General features: G+C 69.2%; 16 protein-coding genes. 10 read left to right on the forward strand and 6 right to left on the reverse strand.

What is annotated here, in order from left to right:
* Positions 1–14 precede the first annotated feature (14 nt).
* The 6 genes from ABT001_RS09390 to ABT001_RS09415 are packed head-to-tail and all read left to right on the forward strand — an operon-like array spanning position 15 to position 4,080.
* Positions 15–458, forward strand: coding sequence for a cupin domain-containing protein (locus ABT001_RS09390; RefSeq protein WP_351274698.1), 444 nt, complete (start codon positions 15–17; stop codon positions 456–458).
* Complete coding sequence (locus ABT001_RS09395; protein ID WP_351274701.1) at positions 455–1,726, forward strand: beta-ketoacyl-[acyl-carrier-protein] synthase family protein; 1,272 nt, start codon at positions 455–457, stop codon at positions 1,724–1,726. Before ABT001_RS09390 ends, ABT001_RS09395 begins: the two co-directional genes overlap by 4 nt.
* A complete protein-coding gene (locus ABT001_RS09400; protein ID WP_351274703.1) occupies positions 1,723–2,973 on the forward strand; it encodes a ketosynthase chain-length factor in 1,251 nt (416 codons plus the stop codon). Before ABT001_RS09395 ends, ABT001_RS09400 begins: the two co-directional genes overlap by 4 nt.
* 16 nt (positions 2,974–2,989) lie before the next feature.
* Positions 2,990–3,247, forward strand: a complete 258-nt coding sequence (locus tag ABT001_RS09405; protein WP_351274706.1) for an acyl carrier protein — start codon at positions 2,990–2,992, stop codon at positions 3,245–3,247.
* Between the two features lies 1 nt (position 3,248).
* Positions 3,249–3,728 (forward strand): SRPBCC family protein, encoded by a 480-nt coding sequence (locus tag ABT001_RS09410; protein WP_351274708.1) that lies wholly within the window; start codon positions 3,249–3,251, stop codon positions 3,726–3,728.
* A gap of 19 nt (positions 3,729–3,747) precedes the next feature.
* The gene (locus ABT001_RS09415) at positions 3,748–4,080 is read left to right on the forward strand and encodes a TcmI family type II polyketide cyclase (RefSeq protein ID WP_351274711.1); all 333 of its coding nucleotides are present in this window, start codon (positions 3,748–3,750) and stop codon (positions 4,078–4,080) included.
* Between the two features lie 71 nt (positions 4,081–4,151).
* Here the strand turns inward: ABT001_RS09415 and ABT001_RS09420 are convergent, their stop codons facing one another.
* Together ABT001_RS09420 and ABT001_RS09425 are read right to left on the reverse strand one after the other, a co-directional pair.
* Entirely contained in the window at positions 4,152–5,237 is a 1,086-nt protein-coding gene (locus ABT001_RS09420; protein WP_351274714.1) for a methyltransferase, read from the reverse strand.
* A gap of 34 nt (positions 5,238–5,271) precedes the next feature.
* Entirely contained in the window at positions 5,272–6,357 is a 1,086-nt protein-coding gene (locus tag ABT001_RS09425) for a right-handed parallel beta-helix repeat-containing protein (protein WP_351274717.1), read from the reverse strand.
* A 122-nt stretch (positions 6,358–6,479) separates the two neighbouring features.
* Here ABT001_RS09425 and ABT001_RS09430 point away from each other — a divergent pair, with 122 nt between their 5' ends.
* The gene (locus ABT001_RS09430) at positions 6,480–6,881 is read left to right on the forward strand and encodes an ACT domain-containing protein (RefSeq protein WP_351274720.1); all 402 of its coding nucleotides are present in this window, start codon (positions 6,480–6,482) and stop codon (positions 6,879–6,881) included.
* 46 nt (positions 6,882–6,927) lie between these two features.
* Positions 6,928–7,428 carry a hypothetical protein gene (locus tag ABT001_RS09435; RefSeq protein WP_351274723.1) on the forward strand — a complete coding sequence of 167 codons (501 nt, stop codon included), beginning with the start codon at positions 6,928–6,930 and terminating at the stop codon, positions 7,426–7,428.
* Here the strand turns inward: ABT001_RS09435 and ABT001_RS09440 are convergent.
* Complete coding sequence (locus tag ABT001_RS09440; protein ID WP_351274726.1) at positions 7,367–9,631, reverse strand: terpene synthase family protein; 2,265 nt, start codon at positions 9,629–9,631, stop codon at positions 7,367–7,369. The genes ABT001_RS09435 and ABT001_RS09440 overlap by 62 nt on opposite strands.
* A 331-nt stretch (positions 9,632–9,962) precedes the next feature.
* On the reverse strand, positions 9,963–11,099 hold the full coding sequence (locus ABT001_RS09445; RefSeq protein ID WP_351274728.1) for an aminoglycoside phosphotransferase family protein: 1,137 nt from the start codon (positions 11,097–11,099) through the stop codon (positions 9,963–9,965).
* Between the two features lie 231 nt (positions 11,100–11,330).
* On the opposite strand from ABT001_RS09445, the gene ABT001_RS09450 reads away from it, so the two are divergent.
* On the forward strand, positions 11,331–12,827 hold the full coding sequence (locus tag ABT001_RS09450) for a DNA-binding protein NsdB (RefSeq protein ID WP_351274730.1): 1,497 nt from the start codon (positions 11,331–11,333) through the stop codon (positions 12,825–12,827).
* Positions 12,828–12,858: 31 nt separating this feature from the next.
* Here the strand turns inward: ABT001_RS09450 and ABT001_RS09455 are convergent, their stop codons facing one another.
* Complete coding sequence (locus ABT001_RS09455) at positions 12,859–14,292, reverse strand: PP2C family protein-serine/threonine phosphatase (RefSeq protein ID WP_351274732.1); 1,434 nt, start codon at positions 14,290–14,292, stop codon at positions 12,859–12,861.
* Positions 14,293–14,753: 461 nt separating this feature from the next.
* Here ABT001_RS09455 and rpmG point away from each other — a divergent pair, with 461 nt between their 5' ends.
* Positions 14,754–14,918 carry a 50S ribosomal protein L33 gene (gene rpmG / locus ABT001_RS09460; RefSeq protein WP_351274734.1) on the forward strand — a complete coding sequence of 55 codons (165 nt, stop codon included), beginning with the start codon at positions 14,754–14,756 and terminating at the stop codon, positions 14,916–14,918.
* A gap of 243 nt (positions 14,919–15,161) precedes the next feature.
* On the opposite strand, the gene ABT001_RS09465 is transcribed toward rpmG, so the two are convergent.
* Positions 15,162–15,662 carry a tetratricopeptide repeat protein gene (locus tag ABT001_RS09465; protein WP_351274736.1) on the reverse strand — a complete coding sequence of 167 codons (501 nt, stop codon included), beginning with the start codon at positions 15,660–15,662 and terminating at the stop codon, positions 15,162–15,164.
* Between the last annotated feature and the right edge of the window lie 11 nt (positions 15,663–15,673).

A 15,673-nucleotide genomic window follows, 5' to 3' on the forward strand; every position in this document is an offset into this window, starting at 1 on the left:
GGAGGAGAACAGCCATGACCACCCACCGGCCTCGCATCGTGGACCTCAGCGAGACTCAGCACAACCGCAGGCGCGGCGGCGACCTGCGCGCCATGCTCACCCCCACGGCGGTGGGCGCCACCAGCGGCTTCATGGGACTGGCCACCGTCGCACCCGGTGACCGCATCGGCGAGCACTACCACCCGTACTCCGAGGAGTTCGTGTACGTCGTGGACGGACTCCTCGAAGTGGACCTGGACGGCGAAGCGCATGCGATGCGGCCCGACCAGGGCCTGCTGATCCCGCCGCACGTCCGTCACCGCTTCCGCAACGTGGGTGACGTGGAAGCGCGCATGGTCTTCCACCTCGGCCCGCTCGCCCCGCGCCCCGAGCTCGGCCACGTGGACACCGAGGTCACGGAGACCGCGGACACCGGCGACGGCTACGCGCCGCCAGAACGAACGGGAGCGGCGTCATGACCCGGCGGCGCGTGGCAGTCACCGGGGTCGGCGTCGTCGCGCCCGGTGGAATAGGTGCCCCGGCGTTCTGGGATCTGCTCGCCGACGGCCGTACGGCGACACGCGGCATCACGCTGTTCGACCCGGCACAGTTCCGTTCGCGTATCGCCGCCGAGTGCGACTTCGATCCAGTCGCCCACGGCCTGGACGCGGACCTGATCGCCCGCTCGGACCGGTACATCCAGTTCGCCCTGGTGGCGGCACGCGAGGCCCTGGGCGATGCCGGACTCGACCTCGAGAAGGAGGACCCCTGGCGCATGGGGGTGTCCCTCGGGACTGCGGTCGGCGGCACCACCCGCCTGGAGCACGACTACGTCGCCGTCAGCGGCAGCGGCGCGCGCTGGGACGTCGACCACCGGCCGGCGGGCGCCCACCTGGAGCGGGCGTTCGCGCCCAGCACCCTCGCGTCCGCGGTCGCGGAGGAGGTCGGCGCGCACGGGCCGGTGCAGACGGTCTCGACCGGCTGCACCTCAGGCCTCGACGCGATCGGGTACGCATTCCACTCCGTCGAGGAGGGCCGGGTCGACATCTGTGTCGCCGGGGCGTCCGACACACCGATCACCCCCATCACGGTGGCCTGTTTCGACGCGATCAAGGCGACCTCGGCGAACAACGACGACCCGGAGCACGCCTCCCGGCCGTTCGACGCCCGCCGCGACGGCTTCGTCATGGGTGAGGGCGGCGCCGTCCTCGTACTCGAGGAGCTGGAACACGCGCGGGCCCGCGGCGCCACCGTCTACTGCGAGATATCCGGCTACGCCACCTTCGGCAACGCCTACCACATGACCGGGCTGACCACGGAAGGGCTGGAGATGGCCGAGGCCATCAACACCGCTCTCGCGCACGCCCGTCTGGACAAGACGCAGGTCGACTACGTCAACGCGCACGGCTCTGGAACCAAGCAGAACGACCGGCACGAGACGGCAGCGGTGAAACGGGCCCTGGGCGCGCACGCGTACAAGGTGCCGATGAGTTCGATCAAATCGATGGTCGGCCACTCCCTCGGCGCCATCGGCGCGATCGAGATCGCCGCCTGCGTCCTGGCGCTCAAGCACCAGACGGTGCCGCCGACCGCCAACTACGAGACCGCGGACCCCGAGTGCGATCTCGACTACGTACCCCGCACCGCACGGCCCCTCAAGCTGCGCAGCGTGCTCTCGGTCGGCAGCGGCTTCGGCGGGTTCCAGTCCGCCGTCGCGATGACCCGATCAGGCGGGAGGACCCCATGAACACCCCGGCAAACCGGAACTCCGTCATCACGGGAATCGGTGTCGTCGCCCCCAACGGGATCGGCGCCGGTGCTTTCTGGAAGCAGACCCAGGACGGTGTCGGCGTCCTCGACCTCATCTCCCGTGAGGGCTGCGAGAATCTCCCGCTGCGGGTCGCGGGCGAGGTCAGGGACTTCGACCCGGTCGCGTACATCGAGGAGCGCTTCCTCGTCCAGACCGACCGGTACACGCACTACGCGATGGCCGCCGCCGACCTCGCCCTGGACGACGCCCGGCTCGGACGCGCGGACTACGAAGGCGCGCCGTTCAAAGTGGGCGTGGTCACCGCCGCCGGCTCCGGAGGCGGTGAGTTCGGCCAGCGCGAGCTGCAGCGGCTGTGGGGTGACGGCTCCCGCTTCGTCGGCCCCTACCAGTCCATCGCCTGGTTCTACGCTGCCAGCACCGGTCAGATCTCGATCAGGGGCGGTTTCAAGGGGCCGTGCGCGGTCGTGGCCAGCGACGAGGCCGGCGGACTGGACGCGCTCATGCACGCCGGACGTTCCATCCGGCGGGGCACGGACGCCGTCGTCGTCGGCGCGGCCGAGGCCCCGCTCGCCCCGTACTCGATCGTGTGCCAGCTCGGTTACGACGGCCTCAGCCTCTGCGACGAACCCACCCGTGCCTACCGGCCGTTCACCGCGGACGCCTGCGGATTCGTACCGGCGGAGGGCGGCGCCATGCTGGTGGTCGAGGAGGAGGCGGCGGCCCGCGACCGAGGCGCACGCGTCCGTGCCGAACTCGCCGGCCACGCCGCCACCTTCACCGGCGCGGCCCGGTGGGACGATTCCCGCGCAGGGCTGGCCCGGGCGATCGAAGGGGCGCTCCGAGAGGCGGACTGCGCTCCCGAGGAGATCGACGTCGTCTTCGCGGACGCGCTGGGTGTGCCCTCCGCCGACCGGGCCGAAGCCCTCGCGATCGCCGATGCCCTGGGCCCGCACGGACGGCGCGTCCCGGTGACCGCACCCAAGACCGGTACGGGCCGCGCCTACTGCGGCGCACCCGTACTCGACACCGCTGCCGCCGTGCTGGCCATGGAACACGGCCTGATCCCGCCGACGCCCAACGTCTTCGAGGTGTGCCACGACCTGGACGTGGTCACAGGGCGTGCGCGCCCGGCCGAACTGCGTACGGCGCTCGTGCTGAGCCGCGGGCTGATGGGTTCGAACTCGGCCCTGATCCTGCGCCACCCCACCGACACCCCGCTCTGAGAAGGAGTAGCCCCTCATGACCGCTCGACTGACGTACGAAGAACTGGCCACGCTGATGAAGAACGGTGCCGGCCTCACGGTCGACCCGTCCCAGATGGCGAGCCGCCCCGAGTCGGCCTTCGACGAGTACGGCCTGGACTCGCTCGGCCTGCTCGGCATCGTGGCCGCGCTCGAGAACCGGTACGGCCACCCGCTGCCGGTCGACGCCGACCGGTGCAAGACGCCCGGCGAGTTCCTCGACCTGGTGAACAACACCCTCGTGACAGGAGCCTGACGTGTCCGGACACACCGAGAACGAGATCACCATCGCTGCTCCCCTGGACCTCGTCTGGGACATGACGAACGACCTCGAGAACTGGCCGCAGCTGTTCAGCGAGTACGCGGCCGTCGAGGTGATCAAGCGTGAGGGCCAGAAGACCACCTTCCGGCTCACCATGAAGCCCGACGACAACGGCAAGGTCTGGAGCTGGGTCTCGGAGCGCACCACGGACCGCCAGGGACGCAACGTACGCGCCCGGAGGGTCGAGCCCGGTCCGTTCCAGCACATGGACATCCGGTGGGAGTACTCCGAGGTTCCGGGCGGCACACGGATGCACTGGCGCCAGGACTTCGCGATGCGTCCCGACGCACCGGTGGACGACGCCTGGATGACCGACAACATCAACCGCAACTCGCGCGTCCAGCTGGAGCTCATCCGCGACAAGATCGAGCAGCGCGACCGGGAACGCCGTGCAGCCTCGGTCCCCGCCAACTGATGCCCGGAAAGGCAGCCGGATGCACCACGCACTGATCGTCGCCCGGATGGCGCCCGAATCCGCACCGGACATCGCGAGGCTCTTCGAGGCTTCGGACAACACCGAACTGCCTCATCTCGTAGGCGTCAACAGACGAACTCTGTTTCAGTTCGGCGATGTGTACCTGCACCTGATCGAAAGCGACCGGCCCCCGGGCCCGGAGATCGCCAAGGTGACGGAACATCCGGAGTTCAAGGCCGTCAGTGAGCAGCTGACCGCGTTCGTGAGCCCTTACGACCCGCAGACCTGGCGGGGCCCGAAGGACGCGATGGCGCAGCAGTTCTACCGCTGGCAGCGCGACGGCTCCGCCTGACACACGAGATCGCCCCGGGTCCGGCACCTCTGTGCCGGACCCGGGGCGATCAGCGCGCGCCGGGGTCCGTGCTACGGCACGACGCACTCGAACGCGTGCAGGTACGCGTTGACGGGATGGACCTCGCCGACCCGCAGGCCCGCATCCGTCATCCGCCCGACCAGGCTCTCCCTGGTGTGCTTGGCGCCACCGACGTTCAGCAGGAGCAGCAGGTCCATGGCGGTGGTGAACCGCATCGACGGGGTGTCGTCGACGAGGTTCTCGATGATCACCACACGGGCGCCCGGACGAGCCGCGGCGACCACGTTGGCCAGGGTCCTGGCGGTGCTCTCGTCGTCCCATTCGAGGATGTTCTTGATGATGTACAGATCCACCTCGAACGGGATGTCCTCACGGCAGTCCCCGGCAACGATCCGCACCCGGTCCGCGAGCCCGCCGCCGTCCCGCAGCCGCGCGTCCGCGCGCGCCACGACTCCCGGCAGGTCCAGGAGGGTCCCGTGGACCGAGGGGTGCTTCTCCAGCAGGCTGGCGAGTACGTGCCCCTGACCGCCGCCGATATCGGCGACCGAGGACACCCCGGTGAGGTCCAGGAGGCCGGCGACGTCCTGCGCGGACTGGACGCTGGACGTGGTCATGGCGCGGTTGAACACCTGGGCCGACTCGCCCGCGTCCTGGTGGAGATAGTCGAAGAAGCCCTTGCCGAACGTCTCCGGGAAGACGCTCGTGCCGGAGCGCACCGCGTCGTCCAGCCGCGGCCAGACCTCCCAGGTCCACGGCTCCGTGCACCACAGGGCGATGTACCGCAGGCTGTTCGGGTCGTCCTCACGCAGCAGCCGGGACATCTCCGTGTGGACGAACTTCCCGTCCGCAGTCTCACCGAAGATCCCGTAGCAGCACAGGGCGCGCAGCAGCCGTCGCAGAGGCGCGGGCTCGGCGTCCACGATCAGGGCGAGCTCAGGGGCGGATGCCGGCTTCTCACCGAGCGCGTCGGCGATGCCCAGCCGGGCCGCCGCACGAACGGCGGCCGCGCAGGCCGCTCCGAACGCGAGCTCCCGCAGTCGCATGGCCGGCGGCGGGGTGTGGGCGGCGTCAACCTGCGGCGCCGGGGGAGGAGTGACGACGGGGGTGGTGTCGGGGGTGGGGCTCACTGTTGTCATACCGTCTCCTTTCTCCTGGTGCGGTGCCGCGCCGTCATCCGGCGCACATGCCGGCCGGGACGGACGTCCCGCACGTGTTGCGGACGAAGCTGTTGCCGGTGCCCGCGGTGTCGCGGTCGGCGAGGTCGGCCGGCTTGTTGCCGCGTACGCGGTTCTCGCTGATGGTGTTGTCGGTGTTCAGCGCGCCGACGAAGCTCTTGAACAGCAGGATGCCGCCGGAGAGCGGGGTCGAGCCGACGTTGCCCCTGATGTCGTTGGAACGTACGGTCGTGGCCTCGCTGCCGGTGAGGACGATGCCGGACCCCTGGATGGCGGACAGACGGGGGGTCGCCGGACAGAACTTGTTGTTCTCGAGGATCCGGTTGCCGCTGATCGTCATCGCCCCGGCCGCAGGCTTGGACTCGTCGCCCACGACGAACACACCGCTGCAGTTGCCGGTCATGGTGTTGCCGTCGATCACGAGGTTCCGGACCCGGCGGGCGGTGACACCGATGCGGTTCCCGCTCACGGAGTTCTCCACGATCCGGGTCCCGCCGGTGTCGGTCGCTCCGCCCTCCTCGGTGACCGAGTTGGCGACGAAGACGCCCGCGTCGCCGTTGCCGGTGGCGATGTTGTTCCGGAAGTAGCCGCGGGTGGACCGCTCCTGTGCGATACCCCAGGTTCCGTTCTCGCGGGCGGCCACCCCGTGGACGGAGAGCCGGTCCGTCCAGGACGCCCAGACCCCGCTCTTGTCGAAGCCGGACACGGTCAGCGAACGGATACGGACGTCGTCGACCGTGTGCCCCTTCGTCCCGATGACGCAGATGCCGTTCCCACCCGCGGCACAGGCGTGTGCGGCCTTGGTGCCCTTCGCGGCTGCCGGCACGATCACCGTCCGCTCACCGGTGCCGCGCAGGGTCAGGCCGGGAGTGGTGATCAGGACGCTCTCGCGGTACGTGCCCGGCAGGACGACGACGGTGTCCCCGGGCCTCGCGGCGTCCACCGCCGTCTGGATCGATTCGCCCGGACGCACCACACGGTCACTGTCACCGGACGCGACGGAAGGGACAGCCGCGAGGCCCAGGGCCGTGGCCGTGGCGACGCTGATGCCCGCCAGGCATTTCATGTGTCTTTTACTCATGAGCCGAAGTTATGGGCGATCAACCCCAGGTGCCACGCAAGGTGAGCGTATGGACACATGGCGTGCCTGAATGGCTTACGCCCCCGGCGCCCACACCTTCCGCACCGCCGTAGCGTGGCCTCATGACCGGCGAACGCGATCTTCGAAAACTGCTGCACGGCATGCGACCGGAGCTGAGACCCGGCCGCTTCGTCTATACGACCGTGCCCGACGGCAGGGTGCCCGTCGGCGTCGCTCCGGTGGTCACCGTCGCCGAGCAGGAAGGGCTGACCCTCGTCGTCCCCGAGGCGCAGGCCGTGGCATCGGGACTGGCGTGGCACTTCGAAGCCGGCTGGATCACGCTCCGTGTGCATTCCGCGCTGGACGCCGTCGGACTGACCGCAGCGGTTTCCCTGGCCCTCACGGACGCCGGGATCAGCTGCAACGTGGTCGCCGGATTCCATCACGACCATCTGTTCGTGCCGTACGCACGTGCGATCGAAGCGGTTCAGGTGCTCGAAGCGCTGGCCGTGGAGTCCGCGTAGGAGTGCCCGGCTCCGCAACGTGAGCCGGGACACGTAACATGGCCCCATGTCCTTCCTCCGCCGCCGTAGCGCCGCCACACCCGCGGGCCCGGACTTCGACGTCCTGGCCATGGATCCGGGGGACTGGCCCGGCAATCTCGGCGCCGGTCTGCTGCCCGCTCCTGACGGGAGCTGCCAGGGTGTGTTCCTGCGCTACGACCTGTTCGGCGGCCGCGGCCCCGCGATGATCATCGGGAATCTCCCGGAGGGCTCACCGGCCCGCGAGACCGAGGAGGGCCAGGTCCCCTTCGAGGTGGCCCAACTGCTCCTCGCCCTGGAGAACGACGAGCCGGTCGAAGTGACCGGCACCGAGGACATGCCCGTCATGCAGGGAGACAGCCTGCTGATCGTGCGCCGGATCAAGCTCTCCGAGAGCCGGATCTCCTGCGTCCAGTTCGACCGGAGCGACGGCGTGCTCGTCACCATCGCCAGCTGGGACCGGCCGATCACCGACGATCTGTACGCCTTGCTGAAGCCACTTCCCGCGGAGCTGTTCCAACAGGGCTGAAGTGTCCCCGCGGCGTCAGCAGCCGTGTCACCCGCGCTGCTGACGTCCCCAACCCCGTGGGCCCGCTGAGGTGCCACGGGGTTCCGGTGCCCCGGCGAAGATCCTCCTCGCGGTAGCGCCGGCAGTCCCGGTGCCAGATCAGGATCCCCGCCAGCCAGTGTTGGAGCTCCACCACATAGCCGGCCAGGACCTCCCGGGCCTCCGCGCCCAGGCCGAAGTCGTCGTACAGGACCGGTAGTTCCTGCTCGGCCACGTGCTGGAACTGGCGCATCCGTGAATTCATCAGATCGTGCACGATCGCGACACCCGTCGGATAGTCCACCCCGAAGAAGTTCTGCACGACCAGAACGCCGTTGTGCACCTCACCCTCGTACTCGATCTCCTTCTGGTACGAGAACAGGTCGTTGAGCAGACATGCGTAATCCGCTGCCGCGTTCTCCAGGGACCGCATCGGTCCGCTGCGGTAGACAGCGTCCGGCACTTTCCTGCCGTGTCCCAGCCGGCACAGGCTCATCGTCAGGTCCGAACCGAACGTGGCCCGGCGCATCTCCATGTAGTCGACCGGATCGGGAATCCGGTTCTGTGCCTGGTTCGCCAGCTCCCAGAGCCAGCTCGCCGTCATCGACTCCACCGCCTCGCGGAAGGCCCGGCGCCCGCTCCCGTCCATCGGGCCCGCGGTCCGCTCCCAGAGATCGGCAAGGCCCCGCTCCAGCGCGTTGACAGGCTCCGGCACGGACGCCCCGTCCAGTGGCATGAAGAGCGACAGCCGCTCGTTGGCCAGTCGTGCCCCGGCCAGATCACGGGTCCGGCCGTGCACCACCGGGAACCAGTCGTCGCCGTACGTCCCCCAGGTCAGCCACCCCGAGGACAGATCGAGCTCGTCCGGAGTCGCATCAGGCTGCAGCCCCGCCGCGCAGAGCGGCAGATCCGTCGCGACGAGCCGCTCCTCGTCCCAGATGTGTGAACCCGGCACACCCGGCTGCGCCTCCAGCAGTCCCATCCGGCGCGACCACTCCACGATCCGCACCCGTGCCCCGTCCAGATGCGGGCTCAGCGTCGTGCTGAACGGCAGGTCGAAGTCGGGCAGCAGGGACGGGCCGACGTGCTGGTACGGCGCATGGGAGTGGCTGCGCCTGCGGAACGTCTCCGAGCGTGGGGTGAAGCGGAGCGAAGCGGCGGCCATGCCGAAACCGGGCACGCTCTGCCCCCCGCCGCCACCGTTCATGTAGCGGCTGGAGCGCATGTGCCACTCATGACCGCCGGACTGCCAGTCCTGGAGCCCTTTCACATACGCCAGGACAGCGACGGTCTCGTCGGCGGTCAGGCCCTTCTCCGCGCACAGCGGACCGAGTTCGGTGAGGGCGGTGTTCTCGAACTGCTGGAGGCGGGACGTCAACAGATCGTTGACCGCTTCCGCCGCCTCCTGGGTCGAGCAGCTCAGGAACCTCTCCAGGACCAGTACGCCGTTGCTGTTCTCGCCCTCGTCCTCGACCTCACGCTGGTACGAGAACAGATCGTTGCGCAGATGCACGCCGTCGGAGAACGCGTCCCTCAGCACCCGCAACGGGCGCGACGCCGCCACCGATTCGGGCACCTCCGCGTTCGCCGCGTACTCGACCAGCCCCGCCGACCAGGGCGCTCCGCCCACCTTGCGGCGCATCTCGATGTACTCGACAGGGTTGGCGATCCGTCCCTCGTTGATGTTCGAGAGCTCCCACAGGGATTCGTTGAGCAGATTCTCCGTCGCCTCGGCGAACCGGGCCCGCCAGGCATCGGACATGCCCGGCACGGTCCTGGCCCAGAGATCGGCCAGCCCCGCTTCCACCGGATTGGTCGGCTCCGGCGTCGCCGCACCCCGCTCCATGGGCATGAAGGCGGGCAGCCTGTCCAGATACCGCTTCCCGCCCTCACGGTCAGGGGTGCGTTTGAACAGTTCGAGGAAGTGGTCGTCGAAGAAGAAGACCCACACGTACCAGTCGGTGACCAAGGACAAGGCCTCTGCCGAGCAGTCGGGATGGGTGTAGGAGCAGAGCAGCGCGTAGTCGTGGGATTCGAGGTCCGTCTCTTCCCAGATACCGGAGCCCTCCAGCATCCCCATTCCACGCGCCCACGTACGGGTGTGGCTCCGGGCCGACTCCAGATGAGGATTGAGACGTGCCGGGTACGGCACGTAGAAGTCCGGCAGTGAGAAGGGCTGTGCCATGTGTGTCCGGCCTTTCGAGAAATAAGCGTGGCCCACGTGGGCCGGTTCTGTCGGCGCCAGAGCTACCCTTCGGCCATCCGGGGCACGCACAGCGCGGAATAGTCACACGAATTCGGGTCCGGCGGCACACTGCACCCCGGACGGCCGGGGCGAGCACGTGCGACCGGAACGTTCACGGTCTGGATCAAGAGCGTCGATCTGCCCGGCAGGGAAGTAACGCGGTTCCGTACAACAAGGCGGACACCGGAACGGCGCACTGCGGGACCCGTGTGTCGGCACCGGTCCCGCAGCGCGCTTCCCCCCGTCCGTCAGGCCGGTCGAACCGGCGTGGTCAGCGTGTGCCCACTGCTGCGCGCACGGCCCGTCGGGCCATCGCGCAGTCGTCGTGCAGCCTGCGCAGCAGCAGCCGTTGCTCCTCGCCGGAGGACAGCACACCGTGCCGTGACTGCCCGCTCCCTGCCGGAGCGCCCTCACGCATGGCACGCTGGACAGCCGTTTCGTATGTACGGATCTCCCGGGTCAGTACGATCATGAGGTTGACCAGGAACGCGTCACGGGCGGCGGATCCTGCCGCCTGCGCCAGCTGACTGATCTGGCGCCGTGACGCCGGTGCGTCACCCAGTACGGCCCAGAGCGTCGCGAGGTCGTATCCCGGCAGGTACCAGCCGGCGTGCTCCCAGTCGACCAGGACGGGCCCGGTGGGTGGCAGCAGGATGTTCGAGAGCAGCGCGTCGCCGTGACAGAACTGGCCCATGCCCTGCCGCCCGCCCGCATGGGCCAGACCGTGCAGCAGCTTCTGCAGGTCACCCAGATCGCGATCGGTGAACAGTCCCAATTCGTGGTAACGGGCGATGCGTGAGGCGTAGTCCAGGGGCGCCTCGAACAGACCGGCCGGTGGCCTCCAGGCGTTGACCTGGCTGACCGCTCCGAGGACGGCCCGCAGGTCCGCACGGGGCGGCGCCTCGGCGGGATGCCTCGTCAGCGCCGCGACGCGGCCGGGCATCCGCTCGATCACCAGGGTGCAGTTCTCCGGGTCGGCGGCGATGAGCCGAGGGACCCGGACCGGCGGGCGGTGCCTGACGAACGCGCGGTATGCCGCTATTTCGTGCCGGAACCGCTCCGTCCACGCGGGGGAGTGATCGAGTAAACACTTGGCCACCGCGGTCGCCCGGCCCGTCGTGCCCACGATGAGCACCGAGCGCCCACTGCGTCGCAGCACCTGCACCGGATTGAACTCCGGGCAGATGCGGTGCACCGAGGCGATGGCCATCCGAAGCTGCGCACCCTGAGGGCCCGACAAGTCCAGTCTGCCGCTCAGCGGCTGGGAGCCCGGCCCCGCCGCCCGCCGGGTCCTACCCGCGCCGGACGCCGGTGACGCGGCGCGGGGGTCGAGATAGGGCCCGCCACCCGCCCCCAGGGGACGAAGTGGCCGGGGCGGGGCGGACACGGAGGACGATGCTGTGTACATGGGCGAGACAGATCCCTTCGTGCGCCGACAAGTTGCGTGCGCCGCCCCGGCCGGCGGCCGTTCGGCACCCTGGGGAGTACCTAGGGCTGCCGGGCGGGGTGGCGCTTTCCTACCTGACACCGGACGGTGGGTGGCACAACATCTAGCGACCCCTGGCGAACCCTGGCGAATATTCGCCGGGCATCCGCCAGGGAGCTAGGGTCAAGTCAGCCGAGAACCTGGGGGCTTGACGTGACCGGAGAACCCAACACCCGTCTGTCCGACCTGTTCGGCCTGGCCGGCTGGTCCAAGGGCGAACTCGCGAGAATGGTGAACAGGCAGGCGGCGGCCATGGGCCACCTCCAACTGGCCACCGACACCTCGCGGGTGCGGCGATGGATCGACATGGGGGAGTGCCCCCGAGATCCCGTGCCGGACGTGCTGGCGGCTCTGTTCACCGAGCGGCTCGGCCGTGTCGTGACCATCGAGGACCTAGGGTTCGGCCGGCGCGGGCGTGTGGGGAAGCGGCGAAAAGCCGGGACGGAAGACAATCCCGACGGTTTGCCGTGGGCGCCCGAACGGACGGCAGCGGTCCTCACCGAATTCACGGGAATGGACCTCATGCTCAACCGACGCGGCTTGGTGGGCGCGGGCGCCGCGCTCACCGCTGGCTCAGCCATCACCGGCGCCATGCACGACTGGCTCCACTCCGATCCGGCTCCGGCGGCCCGGGGCTCCCGACTCAACGACCCCCTGTACGCCGACAACGCCGGCTTCGACCTCTACGAGGCGGCGCCCATCGGTTCCGAGGAGATCGAGGCCCTCGAGCGCTCGGTCGAGGTGTTCCGGGCCTGGGACGCCTCCAGAGGAGGTGGGCTCCAGCGCAAGGCGGTGGTGGGCCAGCTCAACGAAGTGGGCGGCATGCTCGCCTACCACCACCCCGAGCATCTGCAGCGCCGTCTCTGGGGCGTCGCCGCCAACCTCGCGGTTCTCGCCGGCTGGATGTCTCACGACGTCGGCCTCGAGCCCACCGCCCAGAAGTACTTCGTGATCGCAGCCCACGCGGCGCGTGAGGGCGGCGACCGTCCCCGGGCGGGCGAGGCGCTCTCCCGCGCCGCTCGTCAGATGGTCCATCTGGGTCGCCCGGATGAGGCACTGGACCTGATGAAGCTCGCCAAGTCCGGTTCCGGGGAGGAGACCCTCCCGCGCACCCGCGCGATGCTGCACACCATCGAGGCCTGGGCTCAGGCCGCGATGGGACGAGGGCAGGCCATGCGCCGTACCCTCGGCGAGGCCGAGGAACTCTTCGTCTCGGACAAGGGCGATGTACCGCCCCCGAGCTGGATGCAGATGTTCGACGAGGCGGACATGCACGGGATGCAGGCCCTGGCCTTCCGTACGCTGGCCGAGCACGACCCAGGGGTGGCCTCCACCGCCCAGCGCCACGCCAAGCAGGCACTCGACCTGCGGATAAACGGCCGCCAACGATCCAAGATCTTCGACTACATCTCGCTCGCCTCGGCATGCTTCATCGCCGACGACCCCGAACAGGCCGACCGGTACGCACGGCTCGCTCTGGTGTCGATGGGGGAGACCTCCTCACTCCGGACCTGGGACCGGCTGCGGGAGATGTACCGGCTCACCGGCCAGTTCGCGGGATATGCCAAGATCGAAGACCTGCGCGAGGAGATCGAACTCGTACTGCCCCGCCAGGCGTCCGGCAAGAAGACCAAAGGCTCCCAGATCTGACCCGGCGGGCACGGGGTGATCCAGAGGTTCTTCACGCGTCGACGCGCGCCACCAACACGCAGGCGTCGTGCAGCCGTTCGGCCGATCCGAGCGCCTCGATCAGGACCTGTAAGCAGTCCTGTGCTGTGCTGGCCCGCGCGAACCGAGGCGCCAGTCCCAGAAGCATGTCCGGGTCGGTGCTCCGGTCGCCCCGCCGTGTCAGTCCATCGGTGTGCAGTAGGAGCACATCGCCGGGAAGCAGGTCTACCTGGTCCTGCTCATAGGTGACTCCGGATGCGGCCCCGAGAAGCACTCCGTCAGGTGCTGGCAGAGGACGCCCCACTCCGTTGCGGAACAGCAGCGGTGCGGGGTGCCCTGCCTGTGCCCAGACGAGCGTGCCGCTCGCGGAGTCGAAGCGACAGCACACGGCGCTCCCCAGGGCAGGCTGTGCCGAGCATTCGATCAGTTCGTTCAGATGGCCCATGGCCGTGCCCGGGTCGACGCCCGCGACGGCCATGCCTCGAAGCGCGCCCAGCAGCATCGCCATGGCCGATGTGGCCGGGATCCCATGGCCGGTGAGGTCACCGACGGTGAGCAGAGTCCTGCCGTCCGGGAGCGGCACAGCGTCGTACCAGTCGCCGCCGATCAGGTCGCTCGAACCCGACGGCAGGTAGTGGGCGGCGAGGTCCAGGCCGCTTGCGCCAGGGCCGGAATCCGGCAGTGAACCGTGCCATGACGGAAGGACGGTCTTCTGGAGTTCGACTGCCACCCGGTGTTCGGTCCTGGCCATCTCCTGCCGGCGTCGCACCGTGTCCCGAGTCCTGCTCACGATGTGCTGGCTGCGCCGTAGCCTGCTGACATCGCGCAGGACCGCCCACATGGAAGCGGTGCAGCCGTCCCCGTCGAGGACGGGTTCGCCCATCATGTGCAGGGTGCGCAGACCGCCGTCGGGCAGCAGGATGCGGAACTCCCCGTCTATCGGCCTGCCGTCCACCAGACACTCGGTCACCATCGAGGTCAGGAGGGGCTGGTCCTCCGCGAGCAGCAGGGAGGGCAGCTCGTCCAGAGAGAGGGCACCTGCCTCCGGAGCCCTGTCGAAGATCTGATACAGCTCGTCGGACCAACTGACCTCGTCGGTGAGAAGGTTCCAGTCGGCACTGCCGACCCTGCTCAGGAGCGAGCCCGGCGGCGGGGTGGCCGGCGCCTCCGCGGTGGCCTCCCGCGCGGGTTCGGCGGTCATGGCCTGGGGGATGCCGTCCCGTAGCTGTCCCAGATGCTCGCCGAGGTCGTCGAGCTGATGGACGGCGAGCTCGCAGAGCGCCCGCTGCCAACGCACCTGAGGATCCTCGTCGTCGACCACGGAACTGTCGCGCCGGACGGCGTCCACGTCGCCGCGCAGCAGTCGGGTCCGGTTGATCAAGGCGTCGACGGCATCCCGCTCGGGCGGCTGGGGGGCGGGGCGGTCCGCAAACAGATGGGACGGCATCTGGTACTCCGATACAGGCGGTACGGCCGGTTCGTGGGGTGGACCGGAACACGACTGTTGCACAGGCTTGGGGGCCCCGTAAGGGGTTTGGCGACACTCGATACGTTCTTGCTTTCGGCATATGCCGACGGCTGAGCGAGGTAAGGGTCCGGCGAACAGCCTTGCCCTTGGAGGGGAGTTGACGCAAGTCGCCCGGCGTGAGCCGTCAGGCGTACGCCCGCGTGTGCGGTCCCACGCGGCTCGCGCAGGCCGGGATCTGGGCATACGCGGAATTGCGGCCCTGTCGTTCCCGTATTGGCCCGCACCGTTATTCGATGGCGTGTTCGAGATAGCGATCAGAGGTGCGTGAATCATTCGTTCGGGCGCGGGAATGATGATGCACTCGTACGTGTTGTGGGAGGCGAAGTGAAAACGACACCCATTCTGATCCTGGGGTGGGGTCGACACCGTCTGGAGGTCCCATGCCGCGCAGCGATACCAGGCCCGTCGTTCTGCTCAGGTCCACGGCCGGAACCGGCCACACCTATGTGACGCGGAAGAGTCGCCGGAATGACCCCGACCGACTGGAACTGCGGAAGTTCGACCCGGCCGCAGGGCGTCACGTCGTCTTCCGTGAGGCCCGTTGAGAGGCGGCGGTGCCACCGATTCGCCGCAGGGGTCTGCCCCGGCCTGCGCGGTCGTGGGGTGGATCACGCCAAGGCATCCCGATTCCCGGGAACGGTGAGTGGTGGTTTATCGTTCATATATGCGTGGGGTGAGGGCAGGAACCCGCTGAGCGGGTGTCCGTCATCACCTCCGCCCCCGAGCCGCCCCGGCTGGATTCCCCCGATCCGGTCGGGGCTCCCCCTTTCTCCCCGCGGCCCGCAGGCTCACATCGTCCGCGTGAGGTCGGCCGCGTAGTGCTCGATGGCGGGCCGGTACTGCTGTACCTGCGGGCTGTCGCTCGTCGTCGCCAAAAGTCGCAGCAGAAGCTGCATGGCCTCGTGATGCTCGCCGGTGTTGAACAGGGCCATGGACAGAAAGGTCCGCAGCGCCCCGTCGTCCGGGAATTCCGACACCCCGCTCCGGAGCGTCTCGACGGCCTGCCCGAACCTGCCGAGGACGCGGTAGGTGCTGCCGAGGCCCAGTAGCGCCCCGCGGCGTTCCCCGTCGGTGAGGCCGTCGCCCTGCAGGCACCGTTCGTAGTACGGCACCGCCTCCGCTTCGAGGCCGAGCACATCGTGGACCCAGGCGGTCTGATAGGCGACGTCCGCCGCGGCGGGGAACGTCGCGGTGAGGGCGAGGAGACGCTCCCTGGCCTGTTCGGGGTGCCCCTGTTCACGCAGTCGCACGGCTTCCGCCAGTAGCTCGTCCTTCTTCCGTGTGCTCATGCGCACATGGT

It is taken from the genome of Streptomyces sp. NPDC002793, from assembly GCF_040295485.1.
Taxonomy (GTDB): Bacteria; Actinomycetota; Actinomycetes; order Streptomycetales; family Streptomycetaceae; genus Streptomyces.